This window comes from Pseudomonas sp. HN2 (genome assembly GCF_020736465.1).
Classification (GTDB): Bacteria; Pseudomonadota; Gammaproteobacteria; order Pseudomonadales; family Pseudomonadaceae; genus Aquipseudomonas; species Aquipseudomonas moraviensis_A.
Genome location: NZ_CP085885.1, coordinates 438,387 through 462,985 on the forward strand (window position 1 = coordinate 438,387; position 24,599 = coordinate 462,985).

At 61.7% G+C, this 24,599-nt stretch carries 18 protein-coding genes; 13 read left to right on the forward strand and 5 right to left on the reverse strand.

Going from position 1 to position 24,599, the window contains the following annotated elements:
* Nucleotides 1-21: 21 nt before the first annotated feature.
* The 3 genes from hslV to argS all read right to left on the reverse strand — a co-directional run bounded on the left by hslV (nucleotide 22) and on the right by argS (nucleotide 3,290).
* The gene (gene hslV, locus LIS66_RS01930; protein WP_007968352.1) at nucleotides 22-552 is read right to left on the reverse strand and encodes an ATP-dependent protease subunit HslV; all 531 of its coding nucleotides are present in this window, start codon (nucleotides 550-552) and stop codon (nucleotides 22-24) included.
* A 289-nt stretch (nucleotides 553-841) separates the two neighbouring features.
* The gene (locus LIS66_RS01935) at nucleotides 842-1,552 is read right to left on the reverse strand and encodes an SPOR domain-containing protein (RefSeq protein ID WP_016772059.1); all 711 of its coding nucleotides are present in this window, start codon (nucleotides 1,550-1,552) and stop codon (nucleotides 842-844) included.
* Nucleotide 1,553: 1 nt separating this feature from the next.
* The gene (gene argS, locus LIS66_RS01940; RefSeq protein WP_227973495.1) at nucleotides 1,554-3,290 is read right to left on the reverse strand and encodes an arginine--tRNA ligase; all 1,737 of its coding nucleotides are present in this window, start codon (nucleotides 3,288-3,290) and stop codon (nucleotides 1,554-1,556) included.
* Here argS and LIS66_RS27675 point away from each other — a divergent pair.
* Nucleotides 3,289-3,411 carry a hypothetical protein gene (locus LIS66_RS27675; protein WP_016772057.1) on the forward strand — a complete coding sequence of 41 codons (123 nt, stop codon included), beginning with the start codon at nucleotides 3,289-3,291 and terminating at the stop codon, nucleotides 3,409-3,411. The genes argS and LIS66_RS27675 overlap by 2 nt on opposite strands.
* A gap of 102 nt (nucleotides 3,412-3,513) precedes the next feature.
* Here LIS66_RS27675 and LIS66_RS01945 read toward each other — a convergent pair whose 3' ends face one another.
* Nucleotides 3,514-5,733, reverse strand: a complete 2,220-nt coding sequence (locus LIS66_RS01945) for a primosomal protein N' (protein ID WP_227973496.1) — start codon at nucleotides 5,731-5,733, stop codon at nucleotides 3,514-3,516.
* A 285-nt stretch (nucleotides 5,734-6,018) separates the two neighbouring features.
* On the opposite strand from LIS66_RS01945, the gene rpmE reads away from it, so the two are divergent.
* The 3 genes from rpmE to LIS66_RS01960 all read left to right on the forward strand — a co-directional run bounded on the left by rpmE (nucleotide 6,019) and on the right by LIS66_RS01960 (nucleotide 8,518).
* Nucleotides 6,019-6,240, forward strand: coding sequence for a 50S ribosomal protein L31 (rpmE, locus tag LIS66_RS01950; protein ID WP_041477565.1), 222 nt, complete (start codon nucleotides 6,019-6,021; stop codon nucleotides 6,238-6,240).
* Nucleotides 6,241-6,281: 41 nt separating this feature from the next.
* Nucleotides 6,282-7,064 carry a thermonuclease family protein gene (locus LIS66_RS01955; RefSeq protein ID WP_227973497.1) on the forward strand — a complete coding sequence of 261 codons (783 nt, stop codon included), beginning with the start codon at nucleotides 6,282-6,284 and terminating at the stop codon, nucleotides 7,062-7,064.
* Nucleotides 7,065-7,249: 185 nt separating this feature from the next.
* On the forward strand, nucleotides 7,250-8,518 hold the full coding sequence (locus tag LIS66_RS01960) for a malic enzyme-like NAD(P)-binding protein (RefSeq protein WP_042608691.1): 1,269 nt from the start codon (nucleotides 7,250-7,252) through the stop codon (nucleotides 8,516-8,518).
* A gap of 357 nt (nucleotides 8,519-8,875) precedes the next feature.
* On the opposite strand, the gene LIS66_RS01965 is transcribed toward LIS66_RS01960, so the two are convergent.
* On the reverse strand, nucleotides 8,876-11,320 hold the full coding sequence (locus LIS66_RS01965) for a penicillin-binding protein 1A (protein ID WP_371919887.1): 2,445 nt from the start codon (nucleotides 11,318-11,320) through the stop codon (nucleotides 8,876-8,878).
* 219 nt (nucleotides 11,321-11,539) lie between these two features.
* Here LIS66_RS01965 and LIS66_RS01970 point away from each other — a divergent pair, with 219 nt between their 5' ends.
* The 9 genes from LIS66_RS01970 to gltB all read left to right on the forward strand — a co-directional run bounded on the left by LIS66_RS01970 (nucleotide 11,540) and on the right by gltB (nucleotide 24,573).
* A complete protein-coding gene (locus LIS66_RS01970) occupies nucleotides 11,540-12,604 on the forward strand; it encodes a pilus assembly protein PilM (protein ID WP_042608693.1) in 1,065 nt (354 codons plus the stop codon).
* The gene (locus LIS66_RS01975; protein WP_042608694.1) at nucleotides 12,604-13,170 is read left to right on the forward strand and encodes a PilN domain-containing protein; all 567 of its coding nucleotides are present in this window, start codon (nucleotides 12,604-12,606) and stop codon (nucleotides 13,168-13,170) included. Before LIS66_RS01970 ends, LIS66_RS01975 begins: the two co-directional genes overlap by 1 nt.
* Complete coding sequence (pilO, locus tag LIS66_RS01980; RefSeq protein ID WP_227973498.1) at nucleotides 13,167-13,790, forward strand: type 4a pilus biogenesis protein PilO; 624 nt, start codon at nucleotides 13,167-13,169, stop codon at nucleotides 13,788-13,790. The genes LIS66_RS01975 and pilO overlap by 4 nt, the downstream gene beginning before the upstream one ends.
* Complete coding sequence (locus LIS66_RS01985; protein WP_039756678.1) at nucleotides 13,787-14,311, forward strand: pilus assembly protein PilP; 525 nt, start codon at nucleotides 13,787-13,789, stop codon at nucleotides 14,309-14,311. The genes pilO and LIS66_RS01985 overlap by 4 nt, the downstream gene beginning before the upstream one ends.
* A gap of 13 nt (nucleotides 14,312-14,324) precedes the next feature.
* A complete protein-coding gene (pilQ, locus tag LIS66_RS01990; RefSeq protein WP_227973499.1) occupies nucleotides 14,325-16,403 on the forward strand; it encodes a type IV pilus secretin PilQ in 2,079 nt (692 codons plus the stop codon).
* A 4-nt stretch (nucleotides 16,404-16,407) separates the two neighbouring features.
* Nucleotides 16,408-16,926 carry a shikimate kinase AroK gene (gene aroK, locus LIS66_RS01995; protein ID WP_024011270.1) on the forward strand — a complete coding sequence of 173 codons (519 nt, stop codon included), beginning with the start codon at nucleotides 16,408-16,410 and terminating at the stop codon, nucleotides 16,924-16,926.
* Between the two features lie 152 nt (nucleotides 16,927-17,078).
* On the forward strand, nucleotides 17,079-18,179 hold the full coding sequence (aroB, locus tag LIS66_RS02000) for a 3-dehydroquinate synthase (protein ID WP_227973500.1): 1,101 nt from the start codon (nucleotides 17,079-17,081) through the stop codon (nucleotides 18,177-18,179).
* Between the two features lie 10 nt (nucleotides 18,180-18,189).
* A complete protein-coding gene (locus LIS66_RS02005; protein ID WP_039756683.1) occupies nucleotides 18,190-19,776 on the forward strand; it encodes an AAA family ATPase in 1,587 nt (528 codons plus the stop codon).
* A gap of 351 nt (nucleotides 19,777-20,127) precedes the next feature.
* Complete coding sequence (gltB, locus tag LIS66_RS02010; RefSeq protein ID WP_227973501.1) at nucleotides 20,128-24,573, forward strand: glutamate synthase large subunit; 4,446 nt, start codon at nucleotides 20,128-20,130, stop codon at nucleotides 24,571-24,573.
* Nucleotides 24,574-24,599: the final 26 nt, after the last annotated feature.

Below are 24,599 nucleotides of genomic sequence, written 5' to 3' on the forward strand. Positions count from 1 at the left end.
GGCACATGGGCCGCAACAGGCTTATTCAGCGAGATCCTGCTCCTCAATGGTCTGGGTGTGGTTGGTGAATACGCAGATGTCGCCGGCGATCCCGAGGGCGGTTTCGACGATCTCGCGCGCCGACAGATCGGTCTTTTTCAGCAGAGCGCTGGCTGCGGCCTGCGCATAGGCGCCGCCGGAACCCATGGCGATCAGGCCATCTTCCGGTTCGACCACGTCACCGTTGCCGGTGATGATCAGCGAGGCGTCCTTGTTGGCGACCGCGAGCATCGCTTCGAGGCGGCTCAGGGAGCGGTCGGTGCGCCACTCTTTGGCGAGTTCGACGGCGGCGCGGATCAAGTGGCCCTGATGTTTCTCGAGCTGGCCTTCGAAGCGTTCGAACAGGGTGAAGGCGTCGGCGGTGGCACCGGCGAAACCGGCGATGACCTGGCCGTGGTACAGGCGACGAACCTTTTTGGCGTTGCCTTTCATCACGGTGTTGCCGAGAGAAACCTGGCCGTCGCCGCCCATGACGACTTTGCCGTGGCGGCGGACTGAAACGATGGTGGTCAAGGGAAGAGTCTCCACGCAGCGGGGCGAAAATGCCTTATGCCCATTCATATGGGGGTGCTGGAGGGGATTTCAACCGCAGGGCGGGAGAGGGGACGAGCGGTGTCGAGCGAGGGTGCCAGACTCTGTGGCGAGGGAGCTTGCTCCCGCTCGGCTGCGCAGCAGTCGCAAACCCAGCTGATGCGGTCTGTCTGACGCACCGCATTTGCAGGGTTTGGGGACACTTCGCACCCCAGCGGGAGCAAGCTCCCTCGCCACAAAGTGAGCCGGACCCTGTACGCCCGGCGTGGGATCAGCGGCTCTGGCGTTGTTGTAACAACAGGTTGCTGAAGCCGGCGCCGGCCAGTTGTTTCTGGGCCGTGGTCAGTTGCTCGCGGTTGCTGAACGGGCCGACCAACACGCGATACCAGGTTTCATCCTTGACCGTGCCGGACTCCACCGCCACGGCCTGGCCGAGCAGAATGATCTGCGCGCGCACCTTGTCGGCATCGGTCTCTTTGCGGAACGAGCCGGCCTGGAGGAAGAACTTGGTGACCGGCGCGGCCTTGCTCACTGGCGGCGCAGGCGGCGGAGTAATACCCGCCAGAGCTGCCTGCGCGCGCGCCGTGTCGATCTTCGCCGCCTCGGCCGGGGTCACCGGCGTGGTCGGGATCGCCGGCACTTGCGGCGTCGGCAGGGTTTTCTCCGGCACCGCGTCCGGCGGCACGATCACTTCCGATTCCGGCAGCAAGGTGTAGAAGTCGTACTTCGGCTTCACCGGTTGCGTCGGGCTCGGCGGAGTCTTGTTGGCCTCGGCGATCTTCGACGCTTTCTGCTGCTGTTCGACTTTCTCGCGCTTGACCGTGTCGCTGCCCTTGCCCGGTTCCAGTTTCATCAGGAATACGATGAAGGCGCCGACGGTCAGGCCGATGGCCATCCACAGCCAGCCCGGAATCGGTTGTTTTGCCGGAGCCTGATAGCGGCTGGCGCCGCGTTTGGGTGCAGGTTTTTTCTTGGCGGCCAACTTACATACGCTCCAGAGTTTCCAGACCCAACAGCTCCAGGCCTTGCTTGAGGGTGCGACCGGTCAGTGCGGCAAGACGCAGACGGCTCTGCATCTGCGCCGGGGTGTCGGCGGCGAGGATCGGGCAGTTCTCGTAGAAGCTGGAGAACAGGCCGGCGACGTCGTACAGGTAGGTGCAGAGAATGTGCGGTGTGCCTTTCTCAGCGACGTTGTTCAGCACTTCGCCGAATTGCGCCAGTTTCGCCGCCAGCTCAAGTTCGTGTTCCGCCTCGAGGACGATCTGGCCATCCACTTCGCTGAAGTCCTTGCCCAGTTTGCGGAACACGCCGGCCACGCGGGTGTAGGCGTAAAGCAGGTACGGCGCGGTGTTGCCTTCGAAATTCAGCATGAGGTCGAAGTTGAAGCTGTAGTCGCTGGTGCGATGCTTGGACAGGTCGGCGTATTTCACCGCGCCGATGCCGACCACCTTGGCGATGTTGCGCAACTCGTTTTCGGCCAGGGTCGGGTTCTTCTCTTTCACCAGGCTGTAAGCGCGTTCCTGGGCTTCGGTCAGCAGGTCGATCAGCTTCACGGTGCCGCCGTCACGGGTCTTGAACGGACGGCCATCGGCGCCGTTCATGGTGCCGAAACCCATGTGCTCCATTTCCATCGGATGGGTGACGAAACCGGCCTTGCGCGCCACGGCGAAGACTTGCTGGAAATGCAGCGCCTGACGCTGATCGACGAAATACAAAGCGCGATCAGCCTTGAGCTTGCCGCTGCGGTAGCGCACGGCCGCCAGGTCAGTGGTGGCGTACAGGTAACCGCCGTCGGCCTTGACGATGATCACCGGCAGCGGGTCGCCATCGGCGTTCTTGAACTCGTCGAGGAACACGCACTGGGCGCCGTTGCTCTCGACCAGCATGCCGGCAGCCTTGAGGTCGTTGACCACATTGATCAGGTCGTCGTTGTAGGCGCTTTCGCCCATGACGTCGGCCATGGTCAGTTTGACGTTGAGCAGTTCGTAGATCTTCTGGCAGTGCGACAGCGAAATGTCCTTGAACCTGGTCCACAGTGCCAGGCATTCGGCATCGCCGGCCTGCAGCTTGACCACCAGGCCTCGGGCGCGGTCGGCGAACTCTTCGGACTCGTCGAAACGCTGCTTGGCGGCGCGGTAGAAGTTTTCCAGGTCCGACAGCTCGTCGCTGGTGATCGGGTTTTCCTGCAGATACGCCATCAGCATGCCGAACTGGGTGCCCCAGTCGCCGACGTGGTTCTGGCGGATCACTTCGTCACCGAGGAATTCCAGCACGCGGGCCACGCCGTCACCGATGATGGTCGAGCGCAAATGGCCGACGTGCATCTCTTTGGCCAGGTTCGGTGCCGACAGGTCGACCACGGTGCGCTGCGCCGGGCCGGCCTTGCGTACGCCGACATGGGCATCGGCCAGCGCGGCGTCGAGACGCGCGGCCAGAGCCTGGGTGTTCTGGAAAAAATTGATGAAGCCCGGGCCGGCGATTTCGGCCTTGGTGACGTTCTCGTCAGCGGGCAGGGCGGCGATGATTTTCTCCGCCAGATCGCGCGGCTTCATGCCGGCTGGCTTGGCCAGCATCATGGCGATGTTGCTGGCGAAGTCGCCGTGGGTCTTGTCGCGGGCGTTCTCCACCTGGATCGCCGGCGTCAGGCCTTCAGGCAACACACCTTCGTTGACGAGTTGGGTGAGGGCTTGCTGGATCAGCTGGCGAATGGTGTCTTTCATGGTCTTCTCTTTCGACCGCAAGCGCGGCGGGCGCATCGATGCGCGGGTGGAAAAACTGGGCATTATCCGTTGCGAAGACGGGCTTGCCAACCTTAGCAGGCAGGATGTGGATATGTGGTGACATCAAAGTCAAAAGATCGCAGCCTTCGGCGGCTCCTACAGTGGAATCGGCATTTATCTGTAGGAGCTGCCGAAGGCTGCGATCTTTTGCTCTTTCGGCTCTTCAATACAGATCCACCGGATCGACATCCAGCGACCAGCGCACCGCCCGCCCGCTTGGCACCTGCTCCAGCACCAGCATCCAGCTGGCCAGCAATCGGTGCAGTGGCGCCCGCGCGGTCGCCTGCAACAACAGCTGCGCGCGATAACGCCCGGCCCGGCGCTCCATCGGCGCCGGCACCGGCCCGAGCAGTTCGATGCCGCTCAGGTTCAATTCGGCCAGCAAGCGCTCGGCCTCGCTGCACGCTTCATCGAGAAAGCCTTCCGCCTGCCCCGGCTTGTGCGCCTCGGCGCGCAACAAAGCCAGATGGGCAAAGGGCGGCAACCCGGCGGCGCGGCGTTCGCTCAAGGCCTGCTCGGCGAAGGCGAAATAACCCTGCTCGGTCAGTTGCACCAATAAAGGATGGTCGGCGAGGTGCGTCTGGATGATCACCCTGCCCGGTTCCTCAGCCCGCCCGGCACGCCCTGCAACCTGGACGATCAGTTGCGCCATGCGCTCGCTGGCGCGGAAGTCGCCGGAGAACAGGCCGCCGTCGGCATCCAGAATCGACACCAGCGTCACCCGGGGGAAATGGTGCCCTTTGGCCAACATCTGCGTGCCGACCAGAATGCACGGCTGGCCTTTCTGGATCGTCGCGAACAGCTGATTCATCGCGTCCTTGCGCGAGGTGCTGTCGCGATCGACGCGCAAAACCGGGTAATCAGGGAACAGAATCGCCAGACGCTCTTCGGCACGTTCGGTGCCAGCGCCGACCGGACGCAGATCGACCTTGCTGCACTTTGGACACTGGCGCGGCGTGCGCTCGACGTTGCCGCAATGGTGGCACCGCAATTCGCCATAACGCTGATGGACGGTCATGCGCGCATCGCAGCGCGAGCACTCCGACATCCAGCCGCAATCGTGACAGAGCAACGTCGGCGCAAATCCGCGCCGGTTGAGGAACACCAGCACCTGCTGGCCGTTGGCAAGGGTCTGGCCGATGGCTTGTTGCATCGGCCCGGAAATACCACTGTCGAGCGGACGGCTTTTCACGTCCAGACGCAGGAAGCGCGGTTGCTTGGCGCCGCCGGCGCGTTCGTTCAGACGTAACAGACCATAGCGACCGGTGTAGGCGTTGTGCAGGCTCTCCAGCGACGGCGTGGCGGAACCGAGCACGATCGGGATGTTTTCCTGCCGTGCGCGTACCAGCGCCAGGTCGCGGGCGTGGTAGCGCAGACCTTCCTGCTGTTTATACGAGCCGTCATGCTCTTCATCGATGATGATCAGCCCGGGATTTTTCATTGGCGTGAACAGCGCCGAGCGGGTGCCGATAATAATGTCGGCCTCGCCATCGCGGGCGGCGAGCCACGCGTCGAGGCGTTCGCGGTCATTCACCGCCGAGTGCAACAGGGCAATGCGCGCGTTAAAGCGCTGTTCGAAGCGCGCCAGGGTCTGCGGGCCGAGGTTGATCTCCGGAATCAGCACCAAAGCCTGCTTGCCGGCTTCGAGGGTTTCGCGGATCAGTTGCAGATAGACTTCGGTCTTGCCGCTGCCGGTAACCCCGGCCAGGAGAAAGGCGTGGTAGCTGTCGAAGCCGGCGCGAATCGCTTCGTACGCCGCGCGTTGTTCGCTGTTGAGCGGCAGCTCCGGTTGCGCCAGCCAGTGCTCGTGGCGCGCGCCGGGGGCGTGGCGGCGGATCTCGACTTGCACCAGACCCTTGGCCAGCAGCAGGTCGAGGCTGTCCTTGCTCAGCATCAGTTTGCTCAGCAACTGATGAGCCACGCCGTGGGGATGCTGGGCCAGCGTGGTCAGCGCCTCGCGCTGACGTGGCGCACGGGCGACCCGTGGGTCATCGACGCTGGCGCCGGGGGCCACCGACCAGAAGCGTTCCTGCCGGGCCTCGGCCAGCTCGCCCTGACGCAGCAGCACTGGCAAGGCCCAGTTCAAGGTGTCGCCAAGGCTGTGCTGGTAATACTGCGCTGTCCACAGGCACAGCTTGAACAGTGCTGGCGGCAGCGGCGATGTCGAGTCGAGGAGGGCCAGAGCCGGTTTGAGTTTTTCCGCCGGCACCTCGCTGGTGTCGGTGACTTCGACCAGAATCCCGATCATCTCGCGCCGGCCAAACGGTACCCGCAGGCGCATGCCCGGCTGCAATTGCTCGCGCCGCACCCCGGCCGGCGCCCGGTAATCGAACAGGCGGCGCAGGGGCGAAGGCAGAGCAAGGCGCAGAATGGCGTCGGGCACGCGGGGGGATCTCGATCAGCAGGCGGTAGGACTTGGCACATAACCTTGTAGGAGTGAGCCTGCTCGCGATAGGTCTTTCATTCAACATTGAGTCGTCTGATACACCGCTATCGCGAGCAGGCTCACTCCTACAAGGGAATCGCATATTGGGTCGGGAGCCTAGCAGACGGTCGGTCTCGGTGACAGCTTGCGTGTTTGAAAAGGTCTGGTAGAATCCGCGGCCTAATTACGTGCGGTATTCAACAATAGTGTTGGGTGGCGGCACGCTAGCCTGAGGAAGACACCATGAAAGCCGATATCCATCCGAACTACCCGGAAATTGCTGTTACCTGCAGCTGCGGTAACAAGTTCGAAACTCGTTCGACCTACGGCAAAGCCCTGGCGATCGACGTTTGCAACGAATGCCACCCGTTCTACACCGGTAAGCAGAAGACTCTGGACACCGGCGGCCGTGTGCAGAAGTTCGCAGACCGTTTCGCTACTTTCGGCGTCGGCAAAAAAGCCTGAGGCTGATCATTTTGGAAGGTCGCTTCGACTTCTCCAGACTGATGAAAAAGGCGTCCCTTGCGGGCGCCTTTTTTGTGTCTGCGATTTGGCTGTCCGCCGCCCAGGCCTTTTGTCCGACCCCTGCGGGGCTGGCCAGCGTCAGCGTGCAGCGGGTGGTCGATGGCGACACCCTGCGCCTGAGCGACGGCCGCAGCGTGCGCATGATCGGCCTCAACACGCCGGAGCTGGGCAAGCAGGGCCGCAGCGACGAACCCTTCGCCGTGGCGGCGCGCAAACGCCTGCAAGCACTGGTCGATGACAGCGGCGGCCGTGTCGGTCTGCGACCCGGCAAGCAGGCCAAAGACCATTACGGGCGTACGCTTGCGCATGTCTACAGCGTCAGCGGTGCCAATCTCGAAGCGCAAATGCTTGCCGATGGCTTGGGCTTTCAGGTCGCCGTGGCGCCGAACGTCGATCTGCTCGCCTGCCAGCAGACCGCCGAACGCAGCGCACGACAGGCTGGACTTGGCGTCTGGCGGCAATCGCCGGTGCTCAAAGCGCCACAGATTCAGCGATCCGGTTTCGCCATAGTCAGCGGTCGGGTGAGCAAGGTTCAGCGCAATCGCGGCGGAATCTGGATCGAGTTGCAGGACGCGCTTGTATTGCGGGTTGCACCCAATTTGCTTGAACAATTCGACAGTGCCCGCTTGCAGGCGCTAAAGGGTAAGCAAATCGAGGCGCGCGGGTGGGTAGTAGACCGATCCCGTCGCGGTGGATCGCAAAAAGGTCAGCCACGCTGGTTGTTGCCACTGACCGATCCTTCGATGCTGCACGTGCCGCACTGAAGAAAAAATTGTAGACATTTTCCGTGTTGATTGTGAACAGTCCAGCCCTTGTGCGCCGTGGCTCTTGGCCCAAAGTCGTAGGGCAGGGCGCTTGACAGCAGTGACTGCCCAGTCTTGTGGGGACTTTGCGAGGCGCGTATCCTCGCTGACCAGTCTGTCCAACAGTAAAAAAGCGGAATGCCAAAATGTCTGATCTGAAAACTGCCGCTCTCGAATATCACGCCCATCCTCGTCCGGGGAAGCTGAGTGTCGAGCTCACCAAGGCCACTGCTACCGCCCGCGACCTGTCGCTGGCCTACAGCCCCGGCGTAGCCGAACCAGTGCGCGAGATCGCTCGCGATCCTGAACTGGCCTACAAATACACCGGCAAGGGCAACCTGGTGGCAGTCATTTCCGATGGCACCGCGATTCTCGGCCTGGGCAACCTCGGCCCATTGGCTTCCAAGCCTGTCATGGAAGGTAAAGGCGTGCTGTTCAAGCGCTTCGCCGGCATCGACGTGTTCGACATCGAAGTCGACTCGGAAAGCCCGCAAGCCTTCATCGACACCGTCAAGCGTATCTCGATCACCTTCGGTGGCATCAACCTGGAAGACATCAAGGCGCCTGAGTGCTTTGAGATCGAACGTGCTCTGATCGAGCAGTGCGATATTCCGGTGTTCCACGATGACCAGCACGGCACCGCGATCGTGACCGCTGCCGGCATGATCAACGCCCTGGAAATCGCTGGCAAAACCCTGCAGGACGCGAAGATCGTCTGCCTCGGCGCCGGCGCTGCCGCCATCTCCTGCATGAAACTGCTGGTGAGCATGGGCGCTCGCATCGAAAACATCTTCATGGTTGACCGTACCGGCGTGATCCACTCCGGCCGTGACGACCTGAACCAGTACAAAGCCGTGTTCGCCCACGCCACCGAGAAACGCACCCTGGCTGACGCACTGGCAGGCGCTGACGTGTTCGTCGGTCTGTCCGGCCCGAACCTGCTGAGCGCTGAAGGCTTGCTGTCGATGGCGGCCAACCCGATCGTGTTCGCCTGCTCGAACCCGGATCCGGAAATCTCCCCGGAACTGGCGCACGCTACCCGTAGCGACGTGATCATGGCCACCGGCCGTTCGGACTACCCGAACCAGGTCAACAACGTACTGGGCTTCCCGTTCATCTTCCGTGGTGCCCTGGACGTTCGCGCCAAGCGCATCAACGAAGAAATGAAAGTTGCCGCGGCCAATGCCCTGCGCGAACTGGCCAAACTGCCAGTACCGCAGGAAGTCTGCGACGCCTACGGTGGCATCAAACTGGAATTCGGCCGTGAGTACATCATTCCGAAGCCAATGGACAAGCGCCTGATCACCCTGATCTCCGACGCCGTGGCCAAGGCCGCGATCGAGACTGGCGTTGCTACCCTGCCGTATCCGAAGAACTACCCGCTGAAAAGCGTGGATGACGTGTTCAACGGCTAAGTCGTTGTAGCGCTTCAAACAAAAGCCCCGGCTCGTTATGAGTCGGGGCTTTTTTGTGGCTAGGGGTTTTGTATTCCATATCTGGAGCAGCCCTCACCCTAGCCCTCTCCCAAAGGGAGAGGGGACCGAATGGGGGATATTGATGAATGACGCCGACGTGAAAGTCTTGCTTTGAATCCATAATCGACTCGGTTGCGCAGGTCGATGCATGAAGCCAGACACCTCGGTCGGCTCCCTCTACCTCCGGGAGAGGGCTGGGGTGAGGGGCTGGATGTTCGTAACGCCGCAAACTCCAAACATCAGTCAATAAAAAGCCCCGCTCTTCTCTCGAATGCGGGGCTTTTCAATGGTGCTGGATCAGAACAGATCGATCGGCGCCTGCTCGTCCGCCGGCAGCGGGCTGCCCGGCACGGCGCCGTTGCCCAGCTCATTCACCGACGGCGGCGTGTCTTCAGCCTTGAACAGTTCGAAGTAGGCCCCCGGCGTGCTCGGCGTCGCGGCGCGGCCACTGACCGGATCCACCCGCAGGCTGAGCAGGCCTTCCGGCTCAGGCTGGACATGCGGCGGCTTGTCTTTCAGCGCGGCGGACATGTAATTCATCCAGATCGGCAGCGCCACAGTACCGCCAAACTCGCGGCGGCCGAGGCTTTCCGGCTGGTCGAAGCCAGTCCACACCGTGGTCACGTAATCGGCGTTGTAGCCGGAGAACCAGGCATCTTTCGATTCGTTGGTGGTGCCGGTCTTGCCGGCGATGTCGCTGCGGCCCATGGCCAGTGCGCGACGGCCGGTACCGAGTTTGATCACATCCTGAAGCATGCTGTTGAGGATGTAAGTGGTACGCCCATCGACAATCCGCTCGGCCACGGCTGGCGCTTGCGGCACCGCCGGGTTGCCCGGGGCTTCACCGGCAACCGGTGCGGCATTGACCGTGAACGATTCGGTGGCTGGCGCGGCGATGCCATCGGTCGCCGAACCGCCCTGTGGCACAGTCGGCGGGTTGGCGACGAACAACGTGTCACCGTTACGGCTTTCGATCTTGTCGATGATGTACGGGGTGATCTTGTAGCCGCCGTTGGCGAAGGTGCTCCAGCCAGTGGCGATTTCCATCGGCGTCAGCGTCGCGGTGCCGAGTGCCAGCGACAGGTTCGGCGGCAGGTCCTGCTTGTTGAAGCCGAAGCGGGTGATGTAGTCGATGGTCTTGCCCACGCCCATGGCCTGCAGCAAGCGGATCGACACCAGGTTGCGCGACTTGTACAGCGCTTCACGCAGGCGGATCGGGCCGAGGAAGGTGTTGGTATCGTTCTTCGGGCGCCAGACCTTGTCCAGGTATTCGTCGACGAACACGATCGGCGCATCGTTGACCAGGCTCGCTGCGGTGTAGCCGTTATCCAGCGCGGCGCTGTAAACGAACGGCTTGAAGCTCGAACCCGGCTGACGCTTGGCCTGCAGGGCACGGTTGTAGTTGCTCTGCTCGAAGGCAAATCCGCCCACCAGCGAACGGATCGCACCGTTCTGCGGATCCAGCGACACCAACGCGCCCTGGGCCTGCGGTATCTGACTGAATTTCAGCGAGTTGTCTGTCTGCCGCTGCACGCGGATCAGATCACCGACCTGGGCGACATCCGCCGGCTGACGCGGGTTGGCACCCATGCTGTTGGTATTGAGGAACGGCCGCGCCCATTTCATCGTGTCCCAGGCAACGTGCTCTTCACCGGTGCGGGTCAGGACCTGCAGGCCGTTCTTGTCGACCTGAGTGACGATGGCCGGTTCGAGGCTGCTGATGGTGCGCTGTTTGGTCAGTTCGCTGGCCCAGGCTTCGCGGGTCTTGCCCGGCAGGCGCGACTCGGGGCCACGGTAGCCGTGGCGCTGGTCGTAGGTCATCAGGCCTTCGTGCAGCGCGGTATTGGCCATTTCCTGCAGGTTGCTCGGCACCGTGGTGGTGACGCGGAAACCTTCGGTGTAAGCGTCGCTGCCATAACGGCCGACCATTTCGGCACGGGCCATTTCGGCGATGTACGGTGCGTTCACTTCCGGGGTCGGAACGTGGTAGCTGGCGTTCAGCGGCTCGTTGATCGCCGCGGTGTAGTCGGCCTCGCTGATCTTGCCCAGCTTGTACATGCGCCCGAGGATCCAGTCGCGGCGTTCTTTACTGCGCGCCGGGTTGGCCAGCGGGTTGAAGCGCGACGGTGCCTTCGGCAGGCCGGCGATCATCGCCATCTGCGCCAGGCTGACGTCACGGATCGATTTGCCGTAATAGACCTGCGCCGCGGCTTCGATGCCGTAGGCGCGGTTGCCCAGGTAGATCTTGTTGACGTACAGCTCAAGGATCTCGTCCTTGGTCAACTGCCGCTCGATCTGCAGAGCCAGGAGAATTTCCGTGGTTTTACGCGAGAAGCTGCGCTCGCTGGTGAGGAAGAAGTTCTTCGCCACCTGCATGGTGATGGTGCTGCCGCCGGACTGAATGTGTCCGCTTTTGACCAATTGGGTCGCCGCGCGCATCAGGCTGCTCGGGTCGACACCGTAGTGGTTGGCAAAATTATCGTCTTCAGCACTTAGTAACGCATTAATGAAATTGGGCGGAATGTCGGCGAAACGGATCGGTGTGCGGCGCATTTCGCCAAATTCTGCGATCAACTTGTTGTCGCTGCTGTAGACCCGCAGAGGAATCTGCAACTGAATGCTTCTCAGCGCCTCCACAGACGGCAAACCCGGACTAAGGTAAAGAAAGGCGCCGCTGAGACCTAAGAGCAGTCCGCAGAAAACGGCGACGATGGACCAACCGAAAAATTTCAGCAGACGAATCAAGGCTTTTGGACATCCAGGGCAAAGAATGAATTTGGCACGGGGCTGCGGTTACACACAAAGCCATCCGCGCGGGCAGTAAAAAGCGGAAAAAATCGCTGGGCATTATAAGCACTTTTCCGTCGGGGGCGTCATTGGCGCTTCTGTCAAGACGGGGGTGAAGGAACGCAATGTGTATTACAGAGTCCGTAACTCACGGAAAGTCATAGGGAATTGGTAGTGCTGGGACTCTTCAATAAAAAGACCAATGCGTTACTGGGGATCGACATCAGCTCCACGTCGGTGAAGCTGCTGGAACTGAGTCGCCAGGGCGAGCGCTACCGGGTCGAGGCCTACGCGGTAGAGCCGTTGCCGGCCAACGCCGTGGTCGAAAAGAACATCGCCGAACTGGAGGGTGTCGGCCAGGCGCTCAGCCGGTTGCTGGTCAAGGCACGCACCGGATGCAAGAGCGTGGCGGTGGCGGTGGCCGGTTCGGCGGTGATCACCAAGGTCATCGAAATGGACGCCGGGCTGTCCGACGATGAACTGGAAAACCAGCTCAAGATCGAGGCCGATCAATACATTCCCTATCCGCTGGACGAGGTCGCCATCGACTTCGAAGTCCAGGGCGTCTCGCCGCGCAACCCGGAACGGGTCAACGTGCTGCTCGCCGCCTGTCGCAAGGAAAACGTCGAGGTGCGCGAGGCGGCGCTGGCGCTCGCCGGCCTGACTGCACGGGTGGTGGATGTCGAGGCCTACGCGCTGGAGCGCTCGTTCGGGCTGCTGGCGACGCATCTGGCTGCTTCCCAGGAGCGCCTGACCGTGGCGGTGGTCGACATCGGCGCGACGATGACCACCCTCAGCGTCCTGCATAACGGCAAGATCATCTATACCCGCGAGCAACTCTTTGGCGGGCGTCAGCTCACCGAAGAGATCCAGCGCCGCTATGGCCTCACTGTCGAGCAGGCGGGCCTGGCGAAAAAGCAGGGCGGCCTGCCTGACGATTACGTGACCGAAGTCCTGCAGCCATTTCGCGAGGCACTGGTGCAGCAGGTTTCGCGTTCGCTGCAGTTCTTCTTCGCCTCTGGCCAGTACAACGCCGTCGACCATATCCTGCTGGCCGGCGGCACGGCCTCTGTACCCGGGCTGGATCGCCTGATCGAACAGCGCTTGAACACGCCGACTCAGGTTGCCAACCCGTTTGCCGACATGGCCCTGGGCAGCAAGGTCAACGCCGGTGCGCTGGCCAGTGATGCGCCCGCATTGATGATCGCCTGCGGGCTCGCGCTCAGGAGTTTCGACTGATGGCGCGGATCAATCTTCTCCCCTGGCGCGAGGAGCGTCGCGAAGAACGGCGCAAACGCTTCCTGCTGGTGTTGATCGGCGTGCTGGCCGGCTCCATCGGCGCGGTGCTGATTGCCGATCAGATCATCAGCGCGGCCATCGAGCGGCAGATGGCGCGCAACGATTACATCGGCAAACAGATTGCCGTGGTCGACGAACGCATCAAGCAGATCAGCGAACTCAAGGCGCGCCGCCAGCAACTGGTCGAACGCATGCGCATCATCCAGGACCTGCAGGGCAACCGGCAGATCAGTGGGCGGGTCTTCGATCAACTGGCGCGTACGTTGCCGGACGGTGTGTATTTCACCGATGTGAAAATGGCCGGCAAGACCCTGTCCATCAGTGGCGCGGCGGAGTCGAACAACCGGGTTTCCGAGCTCATGCGCAATCTCGACGCGTCCGACTGGTTCGACGCGCCGAGCCTGAATGAGGTCAAGGCGACCAGTGCCGATCAGGTCGAGCAGGCCAACGTCTTCCAGCTGACCGTTCGACAGACCCAGCCCAAGGTTCTGGAGGACGAGCAATGAAAGCCTCCGAATGGCTGGAAAGCCTGCGCAACATCGATTTCAACGACCTCGACACCAGCAACATGGGTTCCTGGCCGCCGGCGGTGAAAACCTTGTGCGGTGCGTTGGTGATGGCGTTGATCCTCGCGCTCGGCTATTACTTTTTCATCAGCGATATGGAAAATCAGCTCAACCTCAAGCGCGAGGAGGAAGTCACGCTCAAGGAGCAATTCGCCAGCAAGGCGCGGCTATCGGCAAATCTTGAGCTGTACACCCAGCAGATGAAGGAAATGGAAAACACCTTCGGCGTGCTGCTGCGGCAACTACCCAGCGACACCGAAGTGCCGGGCTTGCTTGAAGACATCACTCGCACCGGTCTGGGCAGCGGTCTGGAATTCGAAGAGATCAAACTGCTGCCGGAAGTGACCCAGCCGTTCTATATCGAGCTGCCGATCCAGATCACCGTGACCGGCGCCTATCACGACCTGGCAACGTTCGTCAGCGGCGTCGCCGGACTGCCACGCATCGTTACCCTGCACGATTTTGAACTGGCGCCGGCCAACCCAGAAGGCGGGCCGAAGCTGCGCATGAGCATCCTCGCCAAGACGTATCGCTACAACGACAAGGGGCTGGAAAAATGACCCCGATTCGTTATCTCGTCCTGCTCATGGCGCTGGCGTTGGGCGGCTGCGGTGGCGGCGATGACTTCAGCGACCTCGACGCTTACCTCAACGAAGTCCGCCTGCGTCCGGCTGGCAAGATTGAACCAACGCCGACATTCCGGTCTTACCCCACATTCACCTACAGCGCCGCCAACCTGCGCAGCCCGTTTTCGCGGCAGGCACGGGTTGATCTGGCCGGGCAGAAGCACGGCTCGCGCAACGTCAAACCCGACCCCAACCGGGTCAAGCAGTACCTTGAAGGGTTCAATATCGAGCAGTTCGAAATGGTCGGCACGATCGCCAACGCCTCCGGATCGTTTGCGCTGCTGCGCGGCGCGGGCGGGGTGCATCGCCTGAAGGTCGGCGACTATCTGGGCCGCAACGATGGCCGCATCGTCGCCATCAGCGCCACTCAGGTCGATGTCGTCGAGATCGTGCCCGACGGCGCCGGCGCCTGGCTGGAGCGGCCGCGCACCATTCCTTTGAAAGAGCACTCATAGTGGAAGTCGAACAATGAACAGGATTTTCTCCACCCTCGGTTTTTCGCTATGGATAGCGCTGGTGTCACCGATGGTAATGGCGGCCAACCTGAAAGCGCTGGATGTTGCCGCGCTGCCGGGTGACCGCGTCGAACTGAAGCTGTCGTTCGACGGCCCGCCACCCCAGCTCAAGGGCTACACGACCGAGTCGCCCGCGCGTATTGCACTGGATCTGCCGGGGGTGGCCAGCCAGTTGGCCAACAGAAATCTTGATCTGGGCAGCGGCAATGCGCGCACGGCCACGGTGGCCGAAGCCAAGGATCGCACGCGGCTGATTGTCAGCCTGACGCAATTGGCGCCATACAGCACGCGGGTCGAAGGCAATAATCTGTTCGTGGTGGTTGGTCAGGGCGCCTCCGCGACCGCGCCGCGCCCGGCCACCGTTGCACCACGTGCCGCCCCGGCCGCTGCGGCGCCCGCGAAATCTTCTGTGCCGCGCAGCCGGGCAATTCGCGGCGTCGATTTCCAGCGCGGTACCGAGGGCGAAGGCAACGTGGTCATCGATCTCTCTGATCCGACCATCGCCCCGGATATCCAGGAACACGACGGCAAGATCATCCTCAGCTTCGCCCGCACCCAATTGCCGGAAAAGCTGCGCGTGCGCCTCGACGTCAAGGACTTCGCCACCCCGGTGCAGTTCGTCAACGCAGCGCTCACCGGCGATCGCACCGTGATCAGTGTCGAGCCCAGCGGCACCTTCGACTATTCGACCTTCCAGACTGATAACAAGCTCACGGTGAGCGTTCGCCCGATGAGTGTCGACGATCTGCAAAAGCGCAACGCCGACCGTCAGGCCTATGTCGGTGACAAGCTGTCGCTGAATTTTCAGGACATCGACGTACGCTCGGTGCTGCAACTGATCGCGGACTTCACCAACCTCAACCTCGTGGCAAGCGACACGGTGCAGGGCGGCATCACGTTGCGCCTGCAGAACGTGCCGTGGGATCAGGCACTGGATCTGGTGTTGAAAACCAAAGGTCTGGATAAACGCAAGATCGGCAACGTGCTACTGGTGGCGCCGGCCGATGAAATTGCCGCCCGCGAGCGCCAGGAACTGGAGTCGCAGAAGCAGATCGCCGAGCTGGCGCCATTGCGTCGCGAGCTGCTGCAAGTCAATTACGCCAAGGCTGCGGACATTGCCAAACTGTTCCAGTCGGTGACCAGTGCCGAGGCCAAGGTCGACGAGCGCGGTTCGATCACTGTCGATGAGCGGACCAACAACATCATTGCCTACCAGACCCAGGATCGCCTCGACGAATTACGGCGGATCGTCGCGCAGCTGGATATTCCGGTACGTCAGGTGATGATCGAGGCGCGCATCGTCGAGGCCAACGTCGATTACGACAAGAGCCTCGGCGTACGCTGGGGCGGCTCGGTGCAGAACAAGGGCAACTGGAACGCCTCCGGGGTCAACGGCTCATCGAGCACCATCGGTACGCCGGGCAGCACCAGCACCAACTCGCCCTTCGTCGACATGGGCACGGTCAACAATACCTCCGGGATCGGTATCGCGTTCATCACCGACAACGTGTTGCTGGACCTGGAACTGACGGCGATGGAAAAGACCGGCAACGGCGAGATCGTCTCGCAGCCGAAGGTGGTCACCTCGGACAAGGAAACCGCGAAGATCCTCAAAGGCACCGAGATACCGTATCAGGAGGCCAGCTCCAGTGGCGCGACCTCGGTGTCGTTCAAGGAGGCTTCGCTGTCGCTGGAAGTCACTCCGCAGATCACGCCTGACAACCGCATCATCATGGAGGTCAAGGTCACCAAGGATGAGCCCGACTACCTGAACAAAGTGCAGGATGTACCGCCGATCAAGAAAAACGAGGTCAACGCCAAAGTGCTGGTGAATGACGGCGAGACCATCGTAATCGGCGGTGTTTTTTCAAATACTCAGAGCAAGGTTGTAGATAAGGTGCCATTTCTTGGCGATGTGCCGTATCTTGGCCGCCTTTTCCGGCGTGATGTGGTTTCGGAGAAAAAATCCGAGCTGCTGGTATTTCTCACTCCGCGTATCATGAATAACCAGGCGATTGCTGTGAGTCGTTGATTCTGTGCGAAATTTGATACTTGTAGGACCGATGGGTGCTGGCAAAAGCACCATCGGCCGATTACTGGCCAAAGAGCTGCGCCTGCCGTTCAAGGATTCCGACAAGGAAATTGAGCTGCGCACGGGTGCCAATATCCCATGGATCTTCGACAAGGAAGGCGAGCCGGGCTTTCGTGACCGTGAGCAGGCGATGATCGCCGAGCTCTGCGCGTTCGATGGCGTGGTGCTGGCGACCGGCGGCGGCGCGGTGATGCGTGATGCCAATCGCAAGGCCCTGCATGAAGGCGGGCGCGTGGTGTATCTGCACGCCTCCGTCGAGCAGCAGGTCGGCCGCACCTCCCGCGATCGCAATCGGCCGCTGCTGCGCACCGCTGATCCGGCGAAAACCCTGCGTGATTTGCTCGAGATCCGTGACCCGCTTTATCGGGAGATCGCCGATCTGGTGGTGGAAACCGACGAGCGGCCGCCGCGCATGGTGGTGCTCGACATTCTTGACCGCCTCGCGCAGTTGCCACCCCGTTAAAGCGTTGCCCGAAATGCGCTATCCTCGGCGTCCTGTCAGCGCCCGCCGAGGGTGTGGCGGATGCCGGGCGAGCGGCGTCATACCGCTACAGGCCGCAGAACACCAATAATTTCAGGGCAGGATGCCTGCTTCCATCTTCACTGTGGGGACACATGCAGACACTCAAGGTCGATCTAGGCGAGCGCAGCTACCCGATTCATATTGGCGAAGGTCTGTTGGATCAGCCGGAACTGCTGGCGCCGCATATTCACGGGCGGCAGGTGGCAATCATCTCCAACGAAACCGTCGCGCCGCTCTATCTCGAACGTCTGACCCGCAGCCTGTCGCAGTTCTCGGTAATCTCGGTGGTGTTGCCCGACGGCGAAGCCTTCAAGAACTGGGAAACCCTGCAACTGATTTTCGATGGCCTGCTGAGCGCCCGTCATGATCGCCGCACCACCGTGATCGCCTTGGGCGGCGGGGTGATCGGCGACATGGCCGGTTTCGCTGCCGCCTGTTATCAGCGCGGTGTCGATTTCATCCAGATTCCTACCACACTGTTGTCGCAGGTCGATTCGTCGGTTGGCGGCAAGACCGGCATCAACCATCCGCTGGGCAAGAACATGGTCGGCGCGTTCTACCAGCCGAACGTGGTGCTGATCGATACCGCATCGCTGAAAACCCTGCCGCAGCGCGAGCTGTCGGCGGGGCTGGCGGAAGTCATCAAGTACGGCCTGATCTGCGACGAACCATTCCTGACCTGGCTGGAAGACAACGTCGACGCCCTGCGCGCGCTGGATCAGACCGCGCTGACCTATGCGATCGAGCGTTCCTGCGCGGCCAAGGCTGCCGTGGTCGGCGCCGATGAAAAGGAAACCGGCGTACGCGCCACCCTCAATCTCGGCCACACCTTCGGCCACGCCATCGAAACCCACATGGGCTATGGTGTCTGGCTGCATGGCGAGGCGGTGGCGGCAGGTACCGTGATGGCGCTGGAAATGTCCGCGCGCCTGGGCTGGATCAGCGAGCAGGAGCGTGACCGCGGCATTCGTCTGTTCCAGCGCGCAGGTCTGCCGGTCGTTCCACCGACAGAAATGACCGAAGCCGATTTTCTCCAACACATGGCAATTGATAAAAAAGTGATCGACGGTCGTCTGCGCCTGGTGCTGCTGCGCCGGATGGGCGAAGCGGTAGTGACCGACGATTATCCGAAAGAGGTTCTACAGGCCACGCTGGGAGCGGATTACCGCGCTCTGGCTCAGCTTAAAGGTTAAAACGATTCCGATGACTAGTTTGCATGCCGACGAGGCGTTTCTCGGCCATTTCCAGTTAAGTCACGACCCGTTCGCGCCACGGGTGCCGGGCTTCAAATTCTTTCCGGCCCAGCGCAAACCGGTGCTGGGTCAACTGCATCACCTGGCGCGTTACAGCCAGTTGCTGCTGGTGGTCACCGGGCCGCAGGGCAGCGGCAAGACCCTGTTGCGGCAGGCGCTGGTGGCCAGCACCAACAAACAATCGGTGCAAAGCGTGGTGGTTTCCGCCCGTGGCGCCGGCGACGCGGCCGGCGTGCTGCGCCAGGTGGCGCAGGCGCTGGATGTCGCCCAAGCCGAGGTCGGCGCGATTCTCGAGCAGGTGGTGCAACTGGGTCTGACCGGACAGGAGGTCTATCTGCTGGTGGACGACGCCGAGCAGCTCGACGAGTCGGCGCTGGAAGCGTTGATGGCGCTGGGTGCCGGCACACCGGAAGGTCGCCCGCATGTATTCCTGTTCGGCGAGTCGTCGCTGATCGCTCAGCTCGAAGCTTTGCAGCTCGAAGAAGAGCGTTTCCACGTCATCGAATTGCAGCCGTACACCGAAGAAGAGACTCGCGAATATCTCGACCAGCGGCTGGAAGGCGCGGGCCGGGGTGTCGAACTTTTCACCGCAGATCAGATCTCTGATATTCACGAAAGCTCCGAGGGCTGGCCGGGCAACATCAACCAGGTCGCTCGCGATGCACTGATCGAAGTCATGATTGCCAGCCGCTCTGCGGTCAAGCGTCCAAGTATGGGGTTCAACATGCCGAAGAAACACGTATTGGCGATTTCCGCCGTCGTTGTGGTCGCGGTTGCCGCCGCCTGGCTGATGCCGGGTCGCAGCAAGGCACCGACCACCGGTGCTCCGGCCAATGAACAGGCGCAACTGCCATTGGGACAGGGCGCCGCGAATGGCGCCAACCCGTCCGTCGAGTTCGCTGGCAACACCCAGCCGATGCCGCTGCCGCTGGTCGGCAACTCGCAGCCGGTCATGCGTGGCCCGCTCGCTGAAGCCGCCGGTGGCATCACCGAAGGCGATGACGGCGTGCCACTGGAAGGCTCCAGCGATACCCCGCCGACCGTGACCACCTCTGCACCGCCTGCGGGCGTTCCGGCCGGTCCTGCGCCGACACCGGTTCCGACCCCTGCCGCCAAACCGGCACCAACCCCGGCACCGACGCAGATCGCCACGGCCAAGCCTGCTCCGGCCACTCCAGCGCCAGCTGCGAAACCGGCCCCGGCTCCGGCCAAGCCTGCCGACAAGCCGGTCACCGTGGCCAAGGCTGCCGGCGGCAGCTGGTACGCCGGTCAGCCGACCAGCAATTACGTGGTGCAGATCCTCGGCACCAGCTCGGAAACCGCCGCGCAGAACTTCGTCAAGGAGCAGGGCGGCGAGTACCGTTATTTCAAGAAAGTCCTCAATGGCAAGCCGCTTTACGTGATCACCTACGGCAACTTTGCCAATCGTGATGCGGCCGTTTCTGCCATCAAGGCCTTGCCAGCGAAGGTTCAGGCTGGTAAACCTTGGCCTCGCACTGTCGCCAGCGTCCAACAGGAACTGGCAACAACTCGCTGAAGATTCGGCGGCCTTACCCAGGCCGCCTCTCCCGGCACCTCAAAATCTCCACGAGTGCGCGCTTCCTGAAAAGGTCGCGTGCCTTGTGGTGTCTGCGTCACAGTAGTTTTTGAGTCGTTGCGGTCAGAATTTAAAAAAGTTTTGACTAGCACAGCAGATCGCTTTAAACCTTTCACAAATGCGACATGAATTTGCGACAGTTCGTCGTCAAATTTGTGAGCCTCTGTGTCGCTGTGTACAATGACCACCCTTTTGCCCCCGCTAAGCCGGCGTACGTTCGGCGCGGAACGCAAGTGGTTGAATTGAAAAGAAATTTGCCTCGAATAGAGGCAGCCTGGTGAGAAAGTGTCTATGAAAGCAGGTCTGTACCAACCAGATGAATTCAAGGATAACTGCGGTTTCGGCCTGATAGCTCATATGCAGGGCGAGCCCAGTCATACCCTTTTGCAAACGGCCATCGAGGCCCTGACCTGCATGACCCACCGCGGTGGGATTAATGCCGACGGCAAGACCGGTGACGGTTGCGGTCTGCTGATTCAAAAACCCGACGCCTTCCTGCGAGCCATTGCCCAGGAGAGCTTCGGCGTCGAAATGCCCAAGCAATATGCAGTGGGCATGGTGTTCTTCAATCAGGATCCGGCCAAGGCCGAAGCTGCTCGCGAGAACATGAACCGCGAGATCCTCGCAGAAGGCCTGCAACTGATCGGCTGGCGTAAAGTGCCAATCGACACCAGCGTCCTCGGCCGCCTCGCCCTTGAGCGCCTGCCGCAGATCGAGCAGGTCTACATTGGCGGCGAAGGCCTGAGCGATCAGGACATGGCCGTTAAGCTGTTCAGTGCCCGTCGCCGTTCGTCGGTGGCCAACGCCGCTGACACCGACCACTACATCTGCAGCTTTTCGCACAAGACCATCATCTATAAAGGCCTGATGATGCCGGCCGACCTGGCGGCGTTCTATCCGGACCTGAGTGACGAGCGCCTGCAAACCGCGATCTGCGTGTTCCACCAGCGCTTCTCCACCAACACCCTGCCGAAATGGCCGCTGGCGCAGCCGTTCCGCTTCCTCGCCCACAACGGCGAAATCAACACCATCACCGGTAACCGTAATTGGGCACAGGCCCGTCGGACCAAGTTCACCAACGATCTGATGGATCTGGAAGAGCTCGGCCCGCTGGTCAACCGTGTCGGTTCCGACTCGTCGAGCATGGACAACATGCTCGAACTGATGGTCACCGGTGGCATCGACCTGTTCCGTGGCGTGCGGATGATCATTCCGCCAGCGTGGCAGAACGTCGAAACCATGGACCCGGATCTGCGTGCGTTCTACGAGTACAACTCGATGCACATGGAGCCGTGGGACGGCCCGGCCGGCGTGGTCATGACCGACGGTCGTTATGCGGTGTGCCTGCTCGACCGTAACGGTCTGCGTCCGGCACGCTGGGTCACCACCAAGAACGGTTTCATAACATTGGCGTCGGAAATCGGCGTGTGGAACTACCAGCCTGAAGACGTGCTCGCCAAGGGCCGCGTCGGGCCGGGTCAGATCTTCGCCGTGGACACCGAAACCGGGCAGATCCTCGACACCGATGCGATCGACAACCGTCTGAAATCCCGTCATCCGTACAAGCAATGGCTGCGCAAGAATGCCCTGCGCATTCAGGCGACCATGGAAGACAACGACCACGGTTCGGCTTTCTACGACGTCGATCAGCTCAAGCAATACATGAAGATGTATCAGGTCACGTTCGAAGAGCGTGATCAGGTGCTGCGTCCGCTCGGAGAGCAAGGTTACGAAGCCGTGGGCTCGATGGGCGACGACACGCCGATGGCCGTGCTGTCCCAGCGTGTGCGCACGCCGTACGACTATTTCCGTCAGCAGTTCGCGCAGGTGACCAACCCGCCGATCGACCCGCTTCGTGAAGCGATCGTGATGTCGCTGGAAATCTGCCTCGGCGCCGAGCGCAACATTTTCCAGGAGTCGCCGGAACACGCCTCGCGCGTGATCCTCAGCTCGCCAGTGATCTCTCCGGCCAAGTGGCGCTCGCTGATGAACCTCGACCGTCCGGGTTTCGAACGGGCGATCATCGACCTCAACTACGACGAAAGCGTTGGCCTCGAAGCGGCGATCCGCAATGTTGCCGATCAGGCTGAAGAAGCCGTGCGCGCCGGGCGTACCCAGATCGTCCTCAGCGACCGTCATATCGCGCCGGGCAAGCTGCCGATCCACGCCTCGCTGGCGACCGGTGCAGTGCACCACCGTCTGACCGAAAAAGGCTTGCGTTGCGATTCCAACATTCTCGTGGAAACCGCCACCGCCCGTGACCCGCATCACTTCGCCGTGCTGATCGGTTTCGGCGCCTCGGCGGTCTATCCGTTCCTGGCCTACGAAGTGCTGGGCGACCTGATCCGTACCGGTGAGGTACTGGGCGACCTCTACGAGGTGTTCAAGAACTACCGCAAGGGCATCACCAAAGGCCTGCTGAAGATCCTCTCGAAGATGGGTATTTCGACCATCGCTTCGTACCGTGGGGCGCAACTGTTCGAGGCTATTGGCCTGTCCGAAGAAGTCTGCGAATTGAGCTTCCGTGGCGTGCCGAGCCGCATCAAGGGCGCGCGTTTCGTCGACATCGAAGCCGAGCAGAAGGCCCTCGCCGTCGAAGCCTGGAGCCCGCGCAAGCCGATCCAGCAGGGCGGTCTGCTGAAGTTCGTCCACGGTGGCGAATATCACGCGTACAACCCGGACGTGGTCAACACCCTGCAAGCAGCCGTGCAGCAGGGCGACTACGCCAAGTTCAAGGAATACACCTCGCTGGTGGACAACCGTCCGGTGTCGATGATTCGTGACCTGTTCAAGGTCAAGACCCTCGATACGCCGCTGGACATCAGTGAAGTCGAGCCGCTGGAATCGGTGCTCAAGCGCTTCGACTCCGCCGGTATCTCGCTGGGCGCACTGTCGCCGGAAGCTCACGAAGCCCTGGCCGAAGCCATGAACCGCCTCGGCGCGCGTTCCAACTCCGGCGAAGGTGGTGAAGATCCGGCGCGTTACGGCACCATCAAGAGCTCGAAAATCAAACAGGTCGCCACTGGCCGTTTCGGTGTAACCCCGGAATACCTGGTCAACGCCGAAGTGCTGCAGATCAAGGTCGCCCAAGGTGCCAAACCGGGCGAGGGCGGGCAACTGCCGGGCGGCAAGGTCAACGGACTGATCGCCAAGCTGCGTTACGCAGTGCCGGGCGTGACCCTGATTTCGCCGCCGCCGCACCACGACATCTATTCGATCGAAGACCTGTCGCAGCTGATCTTTGACCTCAAGCAGGTCAACCCGCAGGCACTGGTTTCGGTGAAGCTGGTGGCTGAAGCGGGCGTCGGCACCATCGCCGCCGGTGTGGCCAAGGCCTACGCGGACTTGATCACCATCTCCGGCTACGACGGCGGTACCGGTGCTTCGCCGCTGACCTCGATCAAGTACGCCGGAGCACCGTGGGAACTGGGCCTGGCTGAAACCCACCAGACCCTGCGCGGCAACGACCTGCGCGGCAAGGTCCGGGTGCAGACCGACGGCGGTCTGAAAACCGGCCTCGACGTGATCAAAGCCGCGATCCTCGGCGCCGAAAGCTTCGGCTTCGGCACCGCGCCGATGATCGCGCTGGGCTGCAAATACCTGCGCATCTGCCACCTGAACAACTGCGCCACCGGCGTTGCCACTCAGAACGAAAAGCTGCGCAAGGATCACTACATCGGCACCGTCGACATGGTGGTGAATTTCTTCACCTACGTCGCCGAAGAAACCCGTGAGTGGCTGGCCAAGCTTGGCGTGCGCTCCCTCGAAGAGCTGATCGGTCGCACCGATCTGCTGGAAATCCTCGAAGGCCAGACCGCCAAGCAACATCACCTGGACCTGACGCCGCTGTTGGGCAGCGATCACATCCCGGCGGACAAACCGCAGTTCTGCGGCGTTGAGCGCAACCCGCCGTTCGACAAAGGCCTGCTGGCGGAGAAGATGGTCGAGCTGGCCTCGTCGGCGATCAGCGATATGAGCGGTGCCGGGTTCGAGCTGGATATCTGCAACTGCGACCGCTCGATCGGTGCACGGATCTCCGGCGAAATCGCGCGCAAGCACGGCAACCAGGGCATGGCCAAGGCGCCGATCACCTTCCGTTTCAAAGGCACGGCCGGGCAGAGCTTCGGTGTGTGGAACGCCGGCGGTCTGAACATGTACCTGGAAGGCGACGCCAACGACTACGTCGGCAAAGGCATGACCGGCGGCAAGCTGGTCATCGTGCCGCCGAAGGGCAGCGTCTATAAAACTCAGGACAGCGCCATTATCGGCAACACCTGCCTGTACGGCGCCACGGGCGGCAAGCTGTTCGCCGCCGGCACCGCAGGCGAGCGTTTCGCCGTGCGTAACTCCGGTGCCCACACGGTTGTGGAAGGCACTGGCGATCACTGCTGCGAGTACATGACCGGTGGTTTCGTCTGCGTGCTGGGCAAGACCGGTTACAACTTCGGCTCTGGCATGACCGGTGGTTTCGCCTACGTGCTCGATCAGGACAACACCTTCGTTGACCGGGTCAACCACGAACTGGTGGAGATCCAGCGGATCAGCGGCGAGGCGATGGAAGCCTATCGCAGCCACCTGCAGAACGTGCTGAACGAGTACGTCGCCGAAACCGACAGCGAGTGGGGTCGTGAACTCGCCGAGAACCTCGACGATTACTTGCGGCGTTTCTGGTTGGTCAAGCCCAAGGCTGCCAGCTTGAAAACCCTGCTTTCCAGCACTCGTGCCAACCCGCAGTGATATGCGCCTGAAGAGTTTGATGAGGT